The following is an 18,519-nucleotide window of genomic DNA, read 5'->3' on the forward strand; positions in this document are numbered from 1 at the left end:
TAATACATGTCTATTATTTTATCTCAAAATAGTTTTTAAGAGTTTCGTATGCAGTCTGTATCTCGTCTATTGAAAGTTGTCTATTTTTGTATACATTTTCAGTGTTTTGTATAGTGCTTTTGTAAAAACTCGTGTCCGGATGATGTTTTTTCAATGCGATGTGATATTGACTTTTTAATTTACTAGACGTGAATGGGTACGCTATATCTAGCGTATACATTGCGTGTAATATCTGTGTTGGAAATTGTATATTTTGTGTATATTTATACATTTTTATGACGGTTGCAGTATGTTTTTGAGTGTTTTTCCTGTTATCACATTGATTTTTTTGTTTTTTTGTATCTTTATTTTTTGTGTAGACTTTTGATTTTTCAAAGTCCTGTTCATTTTTTTGTTTTTCTTTTTGATTTTTAAAATTAAAAAGACCGGATTTCATATTGTCTTCACTGAAATTCCGGTCTTCATCTGTCTGTCTTGTATGAGCATTTTCATTGGGAATCTTACCGTTTTCCAGAGCTTGGTTCAGTAAGTCCCCTAGTTTGTCATACATATCAGTCATAACTAAATTTCTGTTCCAGAAGGAATTACGGCATCTTTTCGGATTACGATGATTCCATCTGCACTGTAGAATGCGCCGTGGTCACCGTCTTCATATTTGCAACCTGTTATACCTATCTTACAGTTGTCGCCGATTTTTGCATTTTTATCGATAATTGTGTTTGAAATCTGGCAGTTTTTGCCAATTCCTGTAAAAGGTTTTCCTTCTTTTTTGAACTCATTTATTTCTTCTTCAGAATCGTAATAATCGGCACCCATCATGATAACTCCGGAAAGTTTTGTGCCTTCTTTTATTATTGAGCGCACACCTATTACAGATTTTTCTATTTTTGCATCTGTAATGATACATCCCTCCGAGAGCAAAGAGTGATTTACATCAGCACTATTGATTTTGGATGGTGGAAGATTGCGCATGTGTGTGTATATCGGTTGTTTTTGATATCCGACAAAATCAAATTCAGGGTTAGGACCACACAAAGCTATATTTGCGTCGTAGAAACTTCGGATTGTTCCGATATCTTCCCAATATCCGTCAAAAATATATGAATTTATTTTCTTTTTTCCGATAGCAAGCGGCAAAATCTCTTTTCCAAAATCAGTATATTTTTCGTTTTCGCCGCCGAGCATGTCTTCCATCGTCTTTGCGTTAAAAATATAAATACCCATTGAAGCGAGGTATTCTTTTTCTTTCGGCAAACTTCCGCGCGCTTCTTGTGGAATTTTCCATGCATCGATGTTCATATCAGGTTTCGGCTTTTCCATGAACTGCGTAACGTTGTTGTTTTCGTCAATCTTCATTATACCGAATCCAGAAGCATCTTTACGATTTACGGCTGTTGTAGCTATTGTGATTTCTGCACCTGAGCGAATATGCTCATTCATGAATGCGCGCAAATCCATTTTGTAAAGCTGGTCCCCGGAAAGGATGATGTAATGTGTTGGTTTTTGTGTTTTAAAGTGAATAAAGTTTTTGCGAACCGCATCTGCTGTTCCTTCATACCATCCGCTGTGTTCGAGAGTCTGTTCTGCAGCAAGGATTTCTACAAATCCGCCAGAAAAACGGTCAAAATTATACGACTTTGTGATGTGAAGGTGCAGTGAAGCCGAGTTGAACTGTGTCAGTAAATAAATCTTTTTATATCCGGAATTGATACAGTTGGAAATTGGAATATCAACTATTCTGTATTTTCCACCAAAAGCAACTGCCGGTTTTGACCGTTCCTTTGTCAATGGATAAAGGCGTGTGCCTTTTCCTCCACCCAAAATAATTGCCAAAACTCTTGGCTCTTCGTCTATAGGCATAGTATGACTCCTTTTTTGCATGATGCCGGATATTTATTTAACATCAGTATAAAACCGAAAATCAGTATTTGCAAATTTATTTAGAGCTTGCAATGTTATGCTACAAAGTTACAAAAGTTACCATGTGGCGCTAGTTTCAGAGACAAAATTAACTTTTTCATTTTGAAGAATTTACCTAAACAATTTTTTTTCATTTCCGATGATAAAAGAGATGTAAACAAATTTTTAGGGTAGTAAAGCAAACAGAATGCTTTGCTATCTGCAAAAGACCGTTATTAAGGTCAATGCAGGAGGCAAAATTATGATTCGTGGCTGGTACATTGGTGCTTCAGGAATGAATGCCGAGCAGAACAGACTCGATGCAATCGCAAATAATCTTGCAAATGTTGATACTGCAGGTTATAAACGCGATGTCACTGTAAGCAAGTCATTTTCAGAACTTTTACTTCGACGTACGAATATGGACGGGGTAAATCAGATTCCCAATGGGATGGGCAGCTATGATACGGCTCCTGTTATCGGGAAACTCGGACTTGGTGTAGAGACAAATGAAAACTACACCGATTTTTCACAGGGGTCTTTCAAAATCACAAATACTAAGACCGATGCAGCTTTGAGCGGAAAAGGGTTCTATGCTATTGAGACACCAAACGGTGAGCGGTATACACGCAACGGAAACTTTTTGGTCGGCAAAGAAGGAATCCTTGAAACTAAGGATGGGTATCCTGTCCTTGGAGAAAATGGATATATTTTTGTAGATGATGATAAATTTACTATAAACGAGGATGGAATCATAACACGCTCCGATAACGGAGAGCAGATCGACCGTTTTAAGATTGTTCGCTTTGACAACGAACGATACCTAAAGAAAATGGGAGAAAGTTTTTATTCCTCTAACGATATTTCGGGTCCGGCTCACATTGCGGAGGGAGCTGAGCGTCCAAAGTTTTTACAAGGATATTCGGAAACTAGCAACGTAAATGTTGTGAATGAAATGGTTCAGATGATTGAAGTAAATCGTGCATACGAAGCAAATCAGAAAACAATTCAGTCTCAAGATTCTATGATGAGCACACTCTGGCAGAAAGTTGCCGAATTAAGCTAAGGTGGGTAAAAAATGGTAAGAAGTTTATGGACAGCAGCGACCGGGATGAACGGTCAGCAAGCAAATATTGATGCGATTTCAAACAATCTTTCAAATGTAAATACGACAGGCTACAAACAACAGCGTGTAGAGTTTGAAGATTTGGTTTATCAGAATTTAAAACTTGCAGGAACTCCTGCAACTGAAGATACAGTTACTCCTGTTGGAATTCAGCAGGGGACAGGCGTTAAAGTCGGTGCGACACAGAGAATAATGAATCAAGGTTCATTGCAAAACACCGGCGTAGATACAGATGTTGCAATTGTTGGGGAAGGTTTTTTCCGCATTCAAAAATATGATGGAAGTTTTGCCTACACTCGCGACGGCTCTTTTAAAGTTGATTCAAACGGTCAGCTTGTGACAAGCGGTGGGCTTCGAGTGCAGCCGGAGATTATTCTGCCGGAAGGTTACGACGTTTCAACTTTGAACATAACACAGACAGGTCTTGTGAGCGTAAAAGTGAACGGCGGCAATGACCCTGTTGAAGTTGGTCAAATTGAGTTGTATCGTTTTCCAAATGCAGTCGGTTTGCAAGCGGAAGGCGACAACATGTTTAAAATTACGGCTGCAAGTGGAGAAGCGATTGCAGGTCGTCCCGGCTACGAAGGATTTGGCGACACCCGCCACAAATTCTTGGAAATGTCAAATGTCAGCGTCGTAAATGAAATGGTTCAGATGATTGTCGCACAGCGTGCATACGAGTTCAACAGCAAAACAATTCAGACTTCTGATAATATGTTGAGCAGTGCGGTAAATCTTAAGAGATAGTGTGATTCACGCATATACCGCAGATAGACAAAGATAGACAAAGATATATGTAAACGATTAATCTTGTCGACAATATAAATCAGCGGGAAAGCGTGAGCAGTGCACTGAAAATTGTTTACTGTTTACGAATAAATTTTTACAGGAATTTTTTATATGAATGTAGGATTAGTTGGAAATACTTTTAGCGGCATAACAAACGGAAACGGTGCCCTCTCGTCTGTTAAAAACAATGCGGATAGCGCAAAATTTTCGGAGCTTTTAGAAAGATTGACTTCGCAAAACGACAGACGGGGAACTGTTTCATCAGAGCAGATTGCAGAAAAAGGTCGTTTGAATGGCGATTACACATCTGGTTTTAAAGGCACTTTTACAGCTAGCAGCGACAAAAAATCAAAACCGACAGGAGCAGCTGTCAATCAGGCGAATTCTCATGTAAAATCTAAAGATATTGACAGAACATCTGAACTTTACGAAAAATCTATGGAGCTTGAAAATTATTTTGTAAAACAGATGATTTCAGAGATGCGCAAAACTGTCATGCGCGGTAAAGATTCTGATTTTGCAAGGCAGACTTATGAAGACATGCTATACGATGAGTATGCGGCTTCTATGACAAAAAATGCAGGTTTTGGACTTGCAGATCAGATTTATTTAAGTTTGGTATAATATATTGCTCTAATATATTTGTTTACATTCTTTCTAATCCCATCGCGTCGTCGACCGGTGGGATTTTTTTTACGTTATAATGTCGTTTTCAATCTTCATTTTTCGCCGCAGTTTTCATTATAAGCTGCATGCGATTTCCATTGTGCCGACACGCAATTTTCATTGTGCTGTATATTATATTTTAAATGTGATAAAATACTTTTATGGAAATCAAAAACAATACGACTTTGTCTTTGCCGAAAGTGATACGCAATGTTCATATACATTTTGTCGGGATAAAAGGGACTGGGATGGCAGCGCTTGTTGAAATTCTCTTTCACAACGGTGCAATTATCACAGGTTCTGATGTAAGTGAATATTTTTACACTGACGAAATTATTGAAAAACTCGGTCTGAAGGCGCTTCCTTTTGATAAAAAAAATATCACAGATAAAACTCTGTATGTGATATATTCATCGGCTTACAAACTCGATAAAAATCCTGATTTGATTGAGGCAACTCGACGCGGAATTCCATGTCTGCTTTACACTCAGGCTTTAGGCTCTTGGAGTTCTCGCGCATATTCTGCCGGCGTCTGCGGAGTTCACGGAAAAACATCTACGTCGGGCATTATAGGCACTATTTTGAAGGAAATAGATTTGCCTGCCCAAGTTCTTTCAGGCTCGATGATAAATTCTTTTGGAAACACTTGCACTTATACATCGCCTTTAATCTCTGAAAATCACGAAGGCAAAAATATCTTTGTTGCTGAAACGTGTGAATATCAGCGTCATTTTATGAGCTTTTGCCCTCAAAAAATTCTTTTGACTTCTGTCGAATCTGACCATGAAGATTATTATCCGACTTATCAGGATATCAGAGATGCATTTGTAGACTATGTTTGTAAATTGCCGGATGGCGGTGATTTAACTTACTGTGCAGATGATGACGGGGCTGTGGAAGTTGCCGAAATCGCAAAAAACAAAAGAAATGATATCAATCTTGTTCCTTACGGTACAAAAGCTGATGGTGAATTTAAGCTCACTTTTGGAAACGTTGAAAATGAACGGAATAAATTTAAAATTGCTCTTTTTGATGATGAGTTTTTTCTCCGTGTTCCCGGTCGCCACGAAGTTATGGATGCATGTGGAGCAGTTGCCCTAGTGTGTAAGCTTTTGCGCACTTATGGAAAAGAACCAATCGATTATGTTAGGCAGATTGCGCTCGGTCTTGAAAACTTTTCCGGCGGCAAACGGCGCAGCGAGATTGTCGGAACCGGAAAAAATAAAAATGGAGATTCTGTCATCGTAATCGACGATTATGGACATCATCCGACTGCTGTTCGGACGACGCTCGAAGGGTATCGTGAATTTTACAAGGGACGTAAACTGATTGTCGATTTTATGAGCCATACGTATAGCCGCACTCAGGCGCTTTTAAAAGAGTTTGCATCGAGCACAGAATGTGCAGATGAAATTATCCTTCATAAAATCTACAGTTCAGCTCGTGAAAATGCATCTGATTTTAAGATAACAGGGCGCTCTCTCTATGAAGAGACTGTAAAACATGCAAAACTCTCCGGTGCGGAGCCTAGTAAAGTTCATTATTTTGAAGAACCGTCAGGTGCTGTAGATTTTATATATAATAAATTAAACGAACCACTTCCTAAAAAATACAATGATGGATATATATTTGTTACAATGGGAGCCGGAGATAACTGGAAAGTTGGAAAAGCTATTTTGGAGAAATTAAAATGACATCTATGACAGGATACGCCTGCGAAGAAGTTTCTTCTGAAAAGGCGATTGTTTGCGTTGAAATAAAATCTGTGAATTCCCGTTTTCTTGATTTGACGATAAATCTTCCGCCGTATCTCAATCAGCTTGAAAGTTTATATCGGGCTAAAATCAGTGAAAAAGTTATGCGCGGTAAAGTTGATGTTTTTATCAGAATAAAAGAACTCGAAACTGATGTACAGATATCGAGCGATACTGTCGCTGCAAAAGCGTATCTCGACGCAATAAAAAAAATTGCGGAAGCTACAGGATATTCATCAGATATTCCGCTGAGCCTTTTGATTGCTCAGCCCGGTGTGCTTAATTCAAATAAAGTTTACGATGTTGAAAAATACAAGACGATGATTGACCCTGTTTTTGATGTTGCTTTCAAAAAATTTATCTTTGACCGGCAGCGTGAAGGCAAAAATATGAAAAAAGACCTTGAAGAAAAGCTATGCAAACTTGAAGAATGCGCGTTTTTTTTTAAAGAATGGCTGCCGAAAATGGAAACTTATTTTAAGGAACAAATTACAACCAAGTTTAAAGAGCTTCTTGGAGAGCATGCCGATGAAAACAGAATCATGTCAGAAACTGCCGCGATGCTTGTAAAATATACAATCAACGAAGAAGTTGTCCGCCTTGCCAGCCATATTGAGGCGATGAAAAATGAAATAGAGAACAATCATGCTCCTGGTAAAAAACTCGACTTTATATGTCAGGAAATGAACCGTGAAATAAACACAATCGGCAGCAAAAATCAGTTTGCAGAAGTTGGAGCGATGGTGATTACAGCGAAAGACAGCCTTGAGAATATCCGTGAGCAGAGTAAAAATGTTGAGTAGATGAGGTTTTTATGAAATTAAACAAAGATATCAGAGTTGCGATCAGCGGAAAGTCAGGTTGCGGAAATACTACAGTTTCCTCATTGCTTTCTAAAAAACTTGGAGTAAAACTCGTAAATTATACATTTCGTCAACTTGCTAAAGAAAAAAATATGACACTTGAGCAGGTGATTGCCGCTGCAAAAAATGATGACTTTTACGATAAATACGTAGATAAACATCAGGTTGAACTCGCTCTTGAAGAGCCTTGTATTCTTGGAAGCCGCCTTGCAGTCTGGATGCTAAAAAACGCAGACTTGAAAGTTTACCTTCATGCAGATGATGAAACTCGAGCAAATAGAGTCTTTATGAGAGAAGGCGGCGATCTGAATCAGATTAAAGAATTTACTGCAATGCGTGACAGAGAAGATACGTCACGATACAAGTCATTTTATGGAATCGACAACAACGACTATCAGTTTGTAGATATCGTCATCGACGTCAATTCAAAAACTCCGGAACAGATTGTCGATATCATCATTGACAAACTTGAAGAAAAGGAGCTCATAACAAAGTAAACACGGTGAAAAAAAATCACCGGCGAAACTCTGTTTTATTATAATATGAATGTGACTGCTATAGACGTTTTTCAAGAGTGGCTCGACGATTATTTAAATTTTGAACGTGCCCCTCAAAAAAATATATTTTGGTTAGATACAATTGATTATCTATGTAAACGCTTTGATAATCCTCAGGACTATGCTCCTTGTGTTCATGTCGCAGGTTCAAAAGGAAAAGGCTCCGTCTCTCGAATGATTGCATGTATTTTGCAGGAAGCCGGATACAATGTAGGTCTTTACATGTCTCCTCACATCACTGATTTTAGGGAGCGTATATGTAAGCCGACTTGTTTTTTGTCTGAAGAAATATACGAAAAGACTATAAAGGAACTTATTCCAAACATCAATTCCATTATTCCTGAAAGCCTTCCCGCAGAGCGACCTATTACGTGGTTTGAATTGGTGACATTGTATGCATTTTTATGCTTTAGAAACGCCAAAGTTGACTGGGCTGTGTATGAAGTCGGACTTGGAGGCAGACTAGATGCGACCAATATCATCAGACCAAAAATATGCTGCATAAATGCTATTGAACTTGAACACACGGAATTTCTTGGCGACACTCTTGAAAAAATTGCTGCGGAAAAAGCCGGAATCATAAAAAACTGTACGCCTGTCATAATCGCCCCACAGCAGTCTGAAAATGTAAAAATTGTGTTGCGTGAAAAGGCAATAGCGCGGCATGCCCCTTATTATTTTGTCGAAGAACTCATAAATCATTCATCTTATAAGTTTGATGAAAAATCTAAGAAGATGAATATTCATCTTGAAAGCAATCTTTTTAATCACCAGATTGATGCAAGCTTGCAGATGCTTGGAAAAGCTCAGATTCTAAACGCATCAATGGCAGCGATTGCAGTTAAAAAGATACTCCCAAACCTCGATGAAGATGTTATCAGACGTGGGCTCGAAAAAGCAAAATTGCCAGGTCGCTTTGAAATTGTTGAAAAAATAAAAAAGTATGACGATATTCCTGCTGTAATTCTCGACGGTGCACACACTTTAAACAGCATCAGTCTTACAATCGACACTTTGAATAAACTGTACGGCGCAAAAAAAGTAAATCTATTATTCGCTTGTGCCGCTGATAAAGATGTCAAAGATATATCGATGTTGTGCAAATATCGGTTTGAGCACGTGTATGTCACGCGCCCTGGTGATAAAAAAGAATCAAATCTTGATTCTGAAAAAGAGGCTTTTAATGCTGCCGGAATTGATTTCACAGCAGATGCTGATTATAAAACGATGATAAAAAAAGCTTTTGACGATTCTGCAGAGAATGGAAACTTGCTTTTAGTGACAGGTTCTTTTTATCTTGTCTCAGAAGTAAAACAGTTTATAAACAGCATATAAAACTGTTTATTTTATTTTATTTTATTTTATTTCTCGCTTTACACGCTTGCTCAACGAAGTTAAAACTTCATAAGAGATAGTGTCTCCGATTTTTGCTAAATCATCGGCAGTGTTCAAAGCACCGCATTCTTTTGGTCCAAAAATAACAACTCTATCCCAGAGTTTTACATCTTTATTGTCTTTTCCAATATCTACCATGCACTGATCCATACATATTCTGCCGATTACAGGGTAGTTTTTTCCGTTGATTGTGACTTGTAATCCAGGTGAAAAACGGCGCAACAATCCATCTGCATATCCAACAGGAAGAACTGCAATATCAGTGTCATTTTGGGCCTGCCACGTCCTTCCGTAAGATACAGATTTTCCTTTTGCAATACGGCGGATTGCGACAACTTTTGTTTCAAATGAAAGAACAGGTTTTATTTCAATTTTTTTTCCAATCGAACTTAGATATTTTTCTGTTATTTCATCAGGATAGTAGCCGTAAGTTATGATTCCGGGTCTGACCATGTCAAAATGCATGCGTTCGTCGTTGAGTAAGGCTGCACTCGCACTGCAAGAGCGAATACCTGGTTCAAGTCCCATATCGCAGACATTGTTCACAGCTTTTGTGAATTCGTCGTACTGCTGAGCTGTATATTTTTTATTGTCTTCTTTAAGAGAATCGCTCACTGCAAAATGTGTAGTCATTCCTCCGAGTTTGAGATGTTTTGAACTGTCAATCATTTTTGCCTGAATGCCGGCTTCATCAGGATAACAGCCGATTCTTCCCATCCCCGTGTCGACAGCGAGGTGAACAGGGAATCTAGAATCACATTTATCAGTTTTTATGCAAGTTGCAGGGGAGTAAAATGCGTCAGCGATATCGGAAATCAATTTTATGTATTCTTTTGAAAATACAAGAGGCGTGATATTGTATTCAAAAAGGCTTGGCATTTCTTCTGGAGTGCACAAACTCAAAAGCAAAATGTCAGTTTTAATCCCATTTTGTCTAAGTTCTGCGCCTTCTTCAACAGTTGCGACGGCGACAAAATCTATTCCTAATTCTTCAGCGAGTTTTGATGTCAAAACTGCGTTGTGACCGTAGCTGTCGGCCTTTACTGCGATGCAGATTTTTACATCAGTCTTTACATATTTTTTGATCTGTTCGATGTTAAATTTTAGATTTTCTTTATAAATAATTGCTTTTGTACAGCGTTCCATTATCGTAAATCCTGAAAAACGGCGGCGATGACGTCATCAAAAATTAATTTTTTTGACAGATTCATTAATTTCCGGTGCCAAAAAAGCAGCTGATTTTGATTTTTCATCTGCCTTGATTTATATATTATGCTTTCTTCTCATTATAATGTTTATGATAAATAAATCTCAATACTTATTGTAAAATTTATAAAATAAATTATAATATAGTGCTATATAGCGTTATAGGTATTAAATTATGAAATTAAAAATCAAAAGTATAATTGTTGTATCGTTAGTTGTTGCACTTGCAAGCTGTGTATCTGTGCCTTCAGATAATAATGAAAAAAATCAATCGAATAAAGAGCATTCGGTTTATAAAAAAACAGCTGCCAATTCAATAGATTCCGCTGAAAAATCTTTTACAGCATCTCTTGACAACATTAAAATTCAATTGAAATCTTTTCCAAAAAAAACTTCGGTAGGTGAATCTTTCAAATCAGGATTTACAGTTCTGGCAACAGATAAAGACGGAACTCCATTGAGCGGTTTTAAGCTTACTGTCGATTATCCGTCTTCAAAAAATGATGATGTGATTTCTTATTCAACAATTGATATTCTTACTAATTCTGATGGAAGTTACACATTTGTCCCTGATGTTCCTTCTTTTTCTGCAAATGCAGTTGTCAACTTTTATCCGACGCCTATTTCTGACAATAAAGAAGTTTTAGACAAATGCAAAAAAATGGGGGTATCTGCTGGATGGAAAGTTCAATCAGATATCATAAAAACTGGGGCTGTTTTGTTCGTTTGGGATTTTAACGAAAAAGATAAACCTGTAAATAATTCTTATGAGATTCTTTCTGAATTCAGAACACGCGGAATGACACTTGTAGGAAATGCCCCTGTAAATGAAACGTCATACATAGGAAAATCAATTCAAACTCTATACAAAGAAAATTATGAAATTATTGAAAATGCATACGGGTATTTGATTGTCGGTACAGTTAAATATTTAACGCCTGTCGCAGCTCTTGAAGATGGAAACGGATATTCATGCACATTTTCTGCTGATATAACTGCGGTCAGAATGAAAGACGGTGCAGTTGTATTTAATAAAATATTTAAAAAAGAATCGTTTGGAAAAAACTGGACAGAATGCACTTCAAAAGGTAAAGAACAGCTTTCTAAAGAAGTTGTCGATGCCTTAGTATACGGGCTTTGATATACGGCTTATATACGGCTTATAGATATAAATACTGATTATATTTTTACGAGGACTGATATGATTTATACAGACACAAGGGACAGCAGTGTAAAAGTTACTTTTAAACAGGCTGTGATGGGAGGTATGAATCCTGCAACCGGCGGATTGTACATGCCTTTAAGTTTTCCAAAACTTGAAAGTTGTCTTTTGAATAAAGATCCTGCCCCTTCTTTTAGAGATGTAGCTTTTAATATGGCAAAACCTTACGTTGAAGGTGAAATCCCTGATAACGATTTGGTTTCTCTTATTCAAGACGCATATCCGTTCCAGCCGAAAATTGTTCCACTTGATTCAATCTCTTATGTCCTTGAATTGTTCCACGGACCTACATGCGCTTTCAAAGATTTTGGTGCTCGTTTTATGGCTCGGGCAATGTCGTACTTTAATAAAAGTGAAGATACTCCGCTTCATATTTTAGTTGCAACATCAGGCGACACAGGTTCGGCTGTCGGAAGCGCTTTTCATGGTGTATCAGGACTTGATGTTACAATCCTTTATCCAGACGGAAAAATCAGTCCGTTACAGGAAAAACAACTTTCTACTTTTACAGGAAATGTCCGTGCGCTCAAAGTGAAAGGTACTTTTGATGATTGCCAAAAACTCGTAAAGACTGCGTTTACAGATGATGAACTTCGAAAAAAACTCAGGCTTTCTTCTGCAAATTCAATCAATATCGCACGCCTTTTGCCGCAGAGCTTTTATTACATGTATGCTTCGTTAGTTGTCAGAAATCGCTGTGCTTTAGACAATAAAATCTCCAACCCGTCAATCATAATGGTTGTACCGTCGGGAAATTTTGGAAACCTTACATCAGGTTTGATAGCAAAAGAGATGGGAGCTCCAATTGCAGGTTTTACGGCAGCAACAAATTCAAACAGGACAATTCCTGACTGGATTGCTACAGGTGACTATAATGCACGTCCTTCTGTTGAAACTTTTGCGAATGCCATGGATGTCGGAGCTCCGAGCAATTATGAACGAATAAAAGCAATGTACACGCTTGAAACAGTCCGCTCTTTGTTCGCTTCATACTGGCAGAACAATGAAGGAATCATCGCCGGTATAAAATCTTGCAACGATAAAACAGGTTATATCATAGACCCGCATGGAGCAATCGGTTGGTCTGCATGGAACGATATAAGAAATGGCGCTATGGAGCAATTGATGAACGGTCAGAAAAATGATTTCAATGTTCCGGGTCTCACACCAAATGTTCCTGTTTGGGCGCAGGCAGTAAAAGATAAAAAAGCAGTCGGCATAATCCTCGAAACAGCTTCTCCTGCAAAATTCGGTTCAATCGTAAAAGATGCAATCGGCAAGGAACCTCCAATGCCGTCTCGCTTGGGACAGGTGATGCGTTTACCGGACATGGCAGTTTCAATGGAAAACGATTACAACATGTTCAAAGATTGGTTGCTGGCTAACCGCTAATTTATTTTATTTTGTTATAGAGTTAGTCGGCGTTCCGTTTATAAAGTTTTTGAGATTATCGTAAGCGATATTTTGCAGCCTTTTCCTTGATTCAAGTGGTGACCACGCTATGTGCGGCGTGATTACACAGTTTTTTGCGGTCAAGAGAGGAGAATCTTTGTTCATCGGTTCTTGGGAAACGACATCAGCTGCATAACCTGCAATTTGCCCTGAGTTCAGGCAGTCTGCAAGTTCTTGTTCAACTACAAATCCTCCGCGCGCAGTGTTTATCAAATACGCCGATTTTTTCATCAGTTTTAATGAAGCCTTGTTTATTATATTTTTAGTTTTTTCTGTAAGAGGGGCATGAAGTGTGACTATGTCGGACAGCTGCATCATCTGTTCAAATGTTACAGATTTCGGCATTCCGTCCTGCGCTGTCCTTGTGCAACAGATTACATTCATCCCGAATGCTTTTGCAATTTCTGTGACTTTTTTTCCTATCATGCCGTATCCGAATACTCCAAGAGTTTTTTCTGACAATTCCATCAAAGGTGATTTCCAGTAACAAAAATCCGGGCAAGTGATCCACTCGCCATTGTGAACGGAGTTGTTGTGAAGTTCAACTTGATTTGTAAAATTTAAGATGAAGCTGAATACATGCTGGGCGACGGAATTGGTAGAGTAAGAGGGAATGTTTGTCACTGTTACTTTATGGCGTTTTGCCGCTTCAATATCGACTACATTGTAACCGGTTGCAAGAACGCCAACGTATTTCAGATTTTGACATGTTGCAAAGACTTCTTCCGTGATGTTGACTTTATTTAACAAAATCGCATCGGAATCTCCAATGCGATTTATGACAAGTTCTTGAGGAGTGCGTTCATATACGGTTATATCAACCAAATCACTAAACTTATCCCAAGGCAAATCTCCTGGATTCACCGCATGACCATCAAGTATCGTGAGTTTCATATTGTTCCTTGAATCGGATAGGGGAAATTAATCTAAAACTTCAACACCACAACCGGAAATTGCAGAATTGATTGAATCGATTACACTGTCATTATCGTAATCTACAAGAACTTGTGATTTTTCACAGCTTGCAACGCAGTTTGTAACTCCAGCAACGGCTGCAACAGCTGCCTGAACTTTTCCAGCCGTCCCATCATCAAACATACCAACTACGTAAATCTTTTTCTGCATATTTTACTCCATAAAAGCATAATATTTAAATTTTTCATTTTTTATAGTTTTAATATATATTAAATGAATCCTTTTAGCAATTGCAATCAGTTTCAATAATTGCTCATAATGTGGTATAAGCCTCTATTTTATTTGAACTTTTTGAATTCCATAAGCGTAAGGAGCGACGGAATACGGTTCAAAATAAACGTAGATTTTTTTTCCATCTACACAAAATATTTCAAAATTACCTGCTTGCGGAAAAGCACCTGTATTGATCATCTCTTGCATAAAATCTTTATCTGCAATATTTTTCAAGGCTTTATTGTCGTCTATAAGTTTTTTTGTCAGATATTTCCTGCTGATTGAAGAAATCTCATCGATTGTAAGCCCGGACGCTTGCACAATATTGATAAACTTGTTCTCTTTTACATTGTAATTAAGGGAAATTAGTGTTGTGTTTCCATGTGCTCCTCCTGTAAAAATATATGTGTTCAGTAAAACGCTTATCACTTGATCCGATTTTGATACTTCAAAAGTTGTGTTGTATTCAAACGGCGGCAGCTTTGTTTCTAAATCGTTGTGAGAATTGATTGTGTTTATCTGCTCCCATTCATTTTTTGAATAAGATTTGAAATTTTTATAATTGCTGTTGACCATGTTTGATATATAGCGGTTTAATTCGGAATATTTTGTAAATTCCGGGTATTTTATTTTTGTTTTGAGATAACTAATGTTTTCAGAAATATCTATTGTTTTATATTCAGCATTTAATCTCGAGTGAAAAAGAGAATTTCCGTTTACATTATTTGTTATGCAAGATGTAAGCGATAAAATACAAAAAATAAAAATGAATAAAAAAAATACTCGACTATAAAATCTTTTCAAAACAGACCTCTGTTTGTGCAAGTTATCATACTTTTTTAACTGAATTGATTATATCACAGACTTTCTTTTCGTTGAAGAAAGAAATTATAATTCCTCCTGCAACACAGCATGCGGCTGATGTAAAAGCGACTATTCTGTAGCCAACCCCGTCAGTGCCGAGAGTTGCTAATGATGTGAACATAAGCAATGCGAGGCTTTGTCCTGCTTTCATGGCGAATGTCCTCGCTGCATAAAACATTCCGCTGCGGTTTTCTCCTGTCACAATTTCATCACTCTGAGCGATATCTGCAACAATTGTCTGTGGAATTATTCCAAATATTGCCTGCGGAAACGAGCCTATCACGACGATTACAACCGCCTGAACCAAAACAGGAAGTCCCAATATTTTCCCCGAAAGACCAGTGATTGTGAATGTCAAAAAGAATCCGACAAAAGCAGCTACGAGGAGTTTTTTCTTTCCAAATCTTGCGTTCATCTTTGTCACAAACGGATAAAAGCAGAGCGAGAGAAATGTGAGTCCGCCGAACATTATTGTCGTCCATGCTACGTCTAAGCCCAAAAGCGTTTTTGTTGTGACAAAAAACGGCAGACCTGTCTGGAACATCGCTATTCCAAAAAAGTATATGATATCCTGATAGACAAAAACGCGGAAGTTTTTATTTTTAAATGTTTTTGCAAGGGATGAAAACATGTTTAATTCGCTAGGCTTCGCATCACAATAATCTCTTTCATTTATTCCAAATGCGGGGACAAGCATAAAAACTGTCGCTATGATTGCTAGAATAGCAAAAGCGATTCTCATTGCAGGGACAAGTTCCATCCCAGTGGCAACTAACGATTTCCAGATATAAGGAGCTGTATAACCTGTACATGTTCCTACTATGAATGTAAGTGAAATCGACATTGAGAGTTTTAATTTTTCATCCTGATTGTGTGGAAGCTCTGCAAGCAACGATGTGTAAGGAGTGCAATAACAAGTTATCAAAAAATAATATCCGAGCACAGTTATCAAAACCCAAGCGCTGTTGAGCGCACTTATTTTTTGAACAGGAGCGCAAAAAACAAGCAAAAAAACAAGCCCAAGCGGAATTGCCGAAAATCGCATAAATGGGATACGCCTTCCTAGTTTGCTTTTGCATTTATCTGACCAACTTCCAACTAGAGGGTCTGTAACTGCGTCGAATATACGGCCTACAGCTGTAACAACACCGATAATTGTAAAAACTCCAAGAACGATTCGCCCTTGTGGAACAAGAGGAATCATTCCGTCTGCTAAAGCCTCAAGATTCGGCTGGTAGAAATACACGAGCCATGACGCAATTAGACCGCTCAGGATTGACCATCCGAGTTGACCGATTGCATAACACCACATCTTTCCTTTTGTCAAAGATCTCATGTTTTTCAATCCTCCGGTTTTTCTATATAAAATTATGCTTTAATTCCTGCAATCAAAATTTTTGCGAGAAGGGCGAGCTGCTCTGCGCCATTTGTCTTTGAGTCGATTGAAAGCATATTTTTGTTCAAAGTGAGTTTTTGAGCCGTGCTGAAAAGCGAATGCATCGTTGTGAAATAAAGCTTCTCTTCATCTTTTGCATATTTTTTATCAATAGAGCCGTCTTCAATCCCTTTATTGATTGCTTTTGAAACAACTTCCTGAACTGTGCCAATCATCTTTTCATAATCAACAAGCCGTTCCTGTGCAATTTTTGTACGAACTGCATAAGAGTCAAAAAAATAAATAAAACGCAGAAAGTCCGGCGCATTTTCAAAAAGTTTTACAAATTTTCCAAAGATAAAATCAAGCTGTTCAAGTCCTGTCTTAACTTCATAATCAGCGCTTTCGATTTCCGGCATGATATCTTCTTTTTGGTTTTCCCATGCCCACATAGCAGTCTTTATTGCAATTTCATCTTTTGTTTCGTAATAACGGTAAAGCGATGCAACTCCGATTTCGGCATCTTTTGCAATATCTGTCATTGCGATTGTGTCGATCCCTTTTTCAGAAAAAAAAGTGAAAGCGCTCTGCAAGATTCTGTTTTTCCTCAAATTTTTAATCTCGTCTTTATCCTCTAAAAGTTTTTCTTTTTCTGTCATAACTTTCTCCATATTTGACATTATTTTGCCATATTTATAGCGGCATTTACAGCATTATATGCGCCGTCATAAATTCCCATTTTTTTATTTTTTAATATATTACAACAAATATCGACTATTATTGAATGATTTTTCATTATCAAATCAATCATAAAGCATGCGTATTCAGGAGTTTCGCATTCTTGAGTTCCGTCTCCAATCTCGACAGAATGAATTGCGCCCCACATTTCATGACCACCGATACGTTTGATAAAAAGTTTCGGAACAGGATAAAAAGAAAGCTCGCTCGGTTTTGTGACAAGAATATCTGTTGCCCTGATCAAAAGATTTGTGATGTAGACTGCTGCAAAAATATCATTGTTGAAAAATACATGAATTCCGCTGGAAGAAAAATCATCGGTGTTAGAGACAGCTTTGTCTGCAAAATCGATTTGCTCTTTCCAGTTGTCGAAGTGGGGATGGAACAGTTCTTGTCCGCCGAGCTCAATGATTCTTTTTTCCATATTTTCCCATACATCGAGATGGTCCCCGCAGTTTAAATATATGCACGCTTTTTCCTGCTTTACATAAGGAATCAGCGCTTTTATAATTTTTGCAAAAAAATCACATTGAGCGCCAGCCCCACCGATCGAAAGAAGGAATCTAAGCGGTTTTTTGTTTGTTGCACGGTCGCACCTTTTTTCGCAGTCTTCTTCAATATTTTGAACAAGTTCATCGTCGACATAATGCCCGGTGTAAATAATATCTTTATCAGCCATCGGTTTTAATATTTTTTTACCGTCAAAGCCGTGCAGCGTTTTATATCCGAAATAACAGTTATAAGTTTGAACAGTGTGGAGCGCCCCTTCTGCAAGATGAAGCGCCATCGGCCAGTTGTCGGGAATCGCATTTACGACATGTTTCATCCCTGCATGGATTGCAGCTTGAGCTGGCCAAACGTGAGTTGCCATAAAAGGCGTATCTTTTTGTATTTCACGGAAGATAGGAGTCATCAGCTCTGCATTTTTTTGGTCGCCGACATTGTATGAAAGTTTTTTAAAACCATTGTAGTTTAAAGGCTCCCATACGATTTTATTGAACAAAGAACATTTTTGAGAGAGACGAGAGCCTTTTGAATATAGATAATTTTGATAAGAGATTATTTTTGTGCAAGTTGTCTGTGGAAACGAGTTGAGGTCGAGCCAAAGCGGAGTGTATCCGAGTCTATGCGCTGCTGATGCCATCGCCATTGAGATTCTGTAATGACCGAAACCCATCCGTATATTGCCGATGATTATAGGTTTTTCAGGCATAGCGAGATTTTTTTCATCAGCTATGACTATATTTTTTGCGCCGAAATGACTTGTGATTACAGAATTGTCCTCGAGCCCGAGATGATATTCTTTGTTCCTATCGTCTCCAAACTTTTTGATGAATTTTTTTTGTCTTTTTATAGCTTTATTTTCAGCTTTTCTGCTTACACGGTTTCCAAATATTTCCATTTGCAAAATTACCTCAAACTTGC

Annotated in this window: 18 protein-coding genes; 9 read left to right on the plus strand and 9 right to left on the minus strand. The window is 37.9% G+C overall.

Annotated elements, in window-relative coordinates; genetic code table 11:
• Positions 1–13: 13 nt before the first annotated feature.
• Both H9I37_RS05660 and H9I37_RS05665 read right to left on the minus strand, forming a co-directional pair.
• Entirely contained in the window at positions 14–559 is a 546-nt protein-coding gene (locus tag H9I37_RS05660; RefSeq protein WP_187381484.1) for a hypothetical protein, read from the minus strand.
• A gap of 2 nt (positions 560–561) precedes the next feature.
• The gene (locus H9I37_RS05665) at positions 562–1,860 is read right to left on the minus strand and encodes a glucose-1-phosphate adenylyltransferase (protein ID WP_187381485.1); all 1,299 of its coding nucleotides are present in this window, start codon (positions 1,858–1,860) and stop codon (positions 562–564) included.
• A 301-nt stretch (positions 1,861–2,161) separates the two neighbouring features.
• Between H9I37_RS05665 and flgF the strand changes: the two genes are divergently transcribed.
• The 7 genes from flgF to H9I37_RS05700 all read left to right on the plus strand — a co-directional run bounded on the left by flgF (position 2,162) and on the right by H9I37_RS05700 (position 8,989).
• The gene (gene flgF / locus H9I37_RS05670) at positions 2,162–2,965 is read left to right on the plus strand and encodes a flagellar basal-body rod protein FlgF (protein WP_187381486.1); all 804 of its coding nucleotides are present in this window, start codon (positions 2,162–2,164) and stop codon (positions 2,963–2,965) included.
• A 12-nt stretch (positions 2,966–2,977) separates the two neighbouring features.
• The gene (gene flgG / locus H9I37_RS05675) at positions 2,978–3,772 is read left to right on the plus strand and encodes a flagellar basal-body rod protein FlgG (protein ID WP_187381487.1); all 795 of its coding nucleotides are present in this window, start codon (positions 2,978–2,980) and stop codon (positions 3,770–3,772) included.
• Positions 3,773–3,925: 153 nt separating this feature from the next.
• Positions 3,926–4,438, plus strand: a complete 513-nt coding sequence (locus H9I37_RS05680) for a rod-binding protein (protein WP_187381488.1) — start codon at positions 3,926–3,928, stop codon at positions 4,436–4,438.
• Between the two features lie 203 nt (positions 4,439–4,641).
• A complete protein-coding gene (gene murC / locus H9I37_RS05685) occupies positions 4,642–6,174 on the plus strand; it encodes a UDP-N-acetylmuramate--L-alanine ligase (protein ID WP_187381489.1) in 1,533 nt (510 codons plus the stop codon).
• Entirely contained in the window at positions 6,171–7,037 is an 867-nt protein-coding gene (locus H9I37_RS05690) for a YicC/YloC family endoribonuclease (RefSeq protein ID WP_187381490.1), read from the plus strand. The genes murC and H9I37_RS05690 overlap by 4 nt, the downstream gene beginning before the upstream one ends.
• An 11-nt stretch (positions 7,038–7,048) precedes the next feature.
• On the plus strand, positions 7,049–7,594 hold the full coding sequence (cmk, locus tag H9I37_RS05695) for a (d)CMP kinase (RefSeq protein ID WP_187381491.1): 546 nt from the start codon (positions 7,049–7,051) through the stop codon (positions 7,592–7,594).
• Positions 7,595–7,645: 51 nt separating this feature from the next.
• Positions 7,646–8,989 (plus strand): bifunctional folylpolyglutamate synthase/dihydrofolate synthase, encoded by a 1,344-nt coding sequence (locus tag H9I37_RS05700; protein ID WP_187381492.1) that lies wholly within the window; start codon positions 7,646–7,648, stop codon positions 8,987–8,989.
• Positions 8,990–9,010: 21 nt separating this feature from the next.
• On the opposite strand, the gene alr is transcribed toward H9I37_RS05700, so the two are convergent.
• On the minus strand, positions 9,011–10,195 hold the full coding sequence (gene alr, locus H9I37_RS05705) for an alanine racemase (RefSeq protein WP_187381493.1): 1,185 nt from the start codon (positions 10,193–10,195) through the stop codon (positions 9,011–9,013).
• Between the two features lie 235 nt (positions 10,196–10,430).
• Here alr and H9I37_RS05710 point away from each other — a divergent pair, with 235 nt between their 5' ends.
• Positions 10,431–11,396, plus strand: coding sequence for a hypothetical protein (locus H9I37_RS05710; protein WP_187381494.1), 966 nt, complete (start codon positions 10,431–10,433; stop codon positions 11,394–11,396).
• 60 nt (positions 11,397–11,456) lie between these two features.
• Positions 11,457–12,869 carry a threonine synthase gene (thrC, locus tag H9I37_RS05715; RefSeq protein ID WP_187381495.1) on the plus strand — a complete coding sequence of 471 codons (1,413 nt, stop codon included), beginning with the start codon at positions 11,457–11,459 and terminating at the stop codon, positions 12,867–12,869.
• A gap of 6 nt (positions 12,870–12,875) precedes the next feature.
• Here thrC and H9I37_RS05720 read toward each other — a convergent pair whose 3' ends face one another.
• The 6 genes from H9I37_RS05720 to H9I37_RS05745 form a co-directional block, all read right to left on the minus strand.
• Positions 12,876–13,823, minus strand: coding sequence for a D-2-hydroxyacid dehydrogenase (locus tag H9I37_RS05720; protein ID WP_187381496.1), 948 nt, complete (start codon positions 13,821–13,823; stop codon positions 12,876–12,878).
• A 27-nt stretch (positions 13,824–13,850) separates the two neighbouring features.
• Positions 13,851–14,054: a cation transporter gene (locus tag H9I37_RS05725; RefSeq protein ID WP_187381497.1), complete on the minus strand. Its 204-nt coding sequence runs from the start codon at positions 14,052–14,054 to the stop codon at positions 13,851–13,853.
• A 123-nt stretch (positions 14,055–14,177) separates the two neighbouring features.
• On the minus strand, positions 14,178–14,921 hold the full coding sequence (locus H9I37_RS05730; protein WP_187381498.1) for a DUF3298 and DUF4163 domain-containing protein: 744 nt from the start codon (positions 14,919–14,921) through the stop codon (positions 14,178–14,180).
• A 25-nt stretch (positions 14,922–14,946) separates the two neighbouring features.
• A complete protein-coding gene (locus H9I37_RS05735) occupies positions 14,947–16,317 on the minus strand; it encodes an MFS transporter (protein ID WP_187381499.1) in 1,371 nt (456 codons plus the stop codon).
• 32 nt (positions 16,318–16,349) lie between these two features.
• A complete protein-coding gene (locus H9I37_RS05740) occupies positions 16,350–17,015 on the minus strand; it encodes a TetR/AcrR family transcriptional regulator (protein ID WP_187381500.1) in 666 nt (221 codons plus the stop codon).
• A 20-nt stretch (positions 17,016–17,035) separates the two neighbouring features.
• On the minus strand, positions 17,036–18,496 hold the full coding sequence (locus tag H9I37_RS05745) for a DUF6937 domain-containing protein (protein WP_187381501.1): 1,461 nt from the start codon (positions 18,494–18,496) through the stop codon (positions 17,036–17,038).
• Positions 18,497–18,519: the final 23 nt, after the last annotated feature.

Source organism: Treponema sp. Marseille-Q3903 (assembly GCF_014334335.1).
GTDB lineage: Bacteria > Spirochaetota > Spirochaetia > Treponematales > Treponemataceae > Treponema_D.

Bases quoted from the DNA above. Each gene is read 5' to 3' on its own strand.
- H9I37_RS05710 (WP_187381494.1), top strand. From the start codon at position 10,431: ATGAAATTAAAAATCAAAAGTATAATTGTTGTATCGTTAGTTGTTGCA.
- H9I37_RS05720 (WP_187381496.1), bottom strand. From the start codon at position 13,823: ATGAAACTCACGATACTTGATGGTCATGCGGTGAATCCAGGAGATTTG.
- H9I37_RS05745 (WP_187381501.1), bottom strand. From the start codon at position 18,496: ATGGAAATATTTGGAAACCGTGTAAGCAGAAAAGCTGAAAATAAAGCT.
- murC (WP_187381489.1), top strand. From the start codon at position 4,642: ATGGAAATCAAAAACAATACGACTTTGTCTTTGCCGAAAGTGATACGC.
- H9I37_RS05660 (WP_187381484.1), bottom strand. From the start codon at position 559: ATGACTGATATGTATGACAAACTAGGGGACTTACTGAACCAAGCTCTG.
- flgG (WP_187381487.1), top strand. From the start codon at position 2,978: ATGGTAAGAAGTTTATGGACAGCAGCGACCGGGATGAACGGTCAGCAA.
- H9I37_RS05740 (WP_187381500.1), bottom strand. From the start codon at position 17,015: ATGACAGAAAAAGAAAAACTTTTAGAGGATAAAGACGAGATTAAAAAT.
- H9I37_RS05680 (WP_187381488.1), top strand. From the start codon at position 3,926: ATGAATGTAGGATTAGTTGGAAATACTTTTAGCGGCATAACAAACGGA.
- alr (WP_187381493.1), bottom strand. From the start codon at position 10,195: ATGGAACGCTGTACAAAAGCAATTATTTATAAAGAAAATCTAAAATTT.
- cmk (WP_187381491.1), top strand. From the start codon at position 7,049: ATGAAATTAAACAAAGATATCAGAGTTGCGATCAGCGGAAAGTCAGGT.
- H9I37_RS05725 (WP_187381497.1), bottom strand. From the start codon at position 14,054: ATGCAGAAAAAGATTTACGTAGTTGGTATGTTTGATGATGGGACGGCT.
- thrC (WP_187381495.1), top strand. From the start codon at position 11,457: ATGATTTATACAGACACAAGGGACAGCAGTGTAAAAGTTACTTTTAAA.
- H9I37_RS05735 (WP_187381499.1), bottom strand. From the start codon at position 16,317: ATGAGATCTTTGACAAAAGGAAAGATGTGGTGTTATGCAATCGGTCAA.
- H9I37_RS05665 (WP_187381485.1), bottom strand. From the start codon at position 1,860: ATGCCTATAGACGAAGAGCCAAGAGTTTTGGCAATTATTTTGGGTGGA.
- H9I37_RS05690 (WP_187381490.1), top strand. From the start codon at position 6,171: ATGACATCTATGACAGGATACGCCTGCGAAGAAGTTTCTTCTGAAAAG.
- flgF (WP_187381486.1), top strand. From the start codon at position 2,162: ATGATTCGTGGCTGGTACATTGGTGCTTCAGGAATGAATGCCGAGCAG.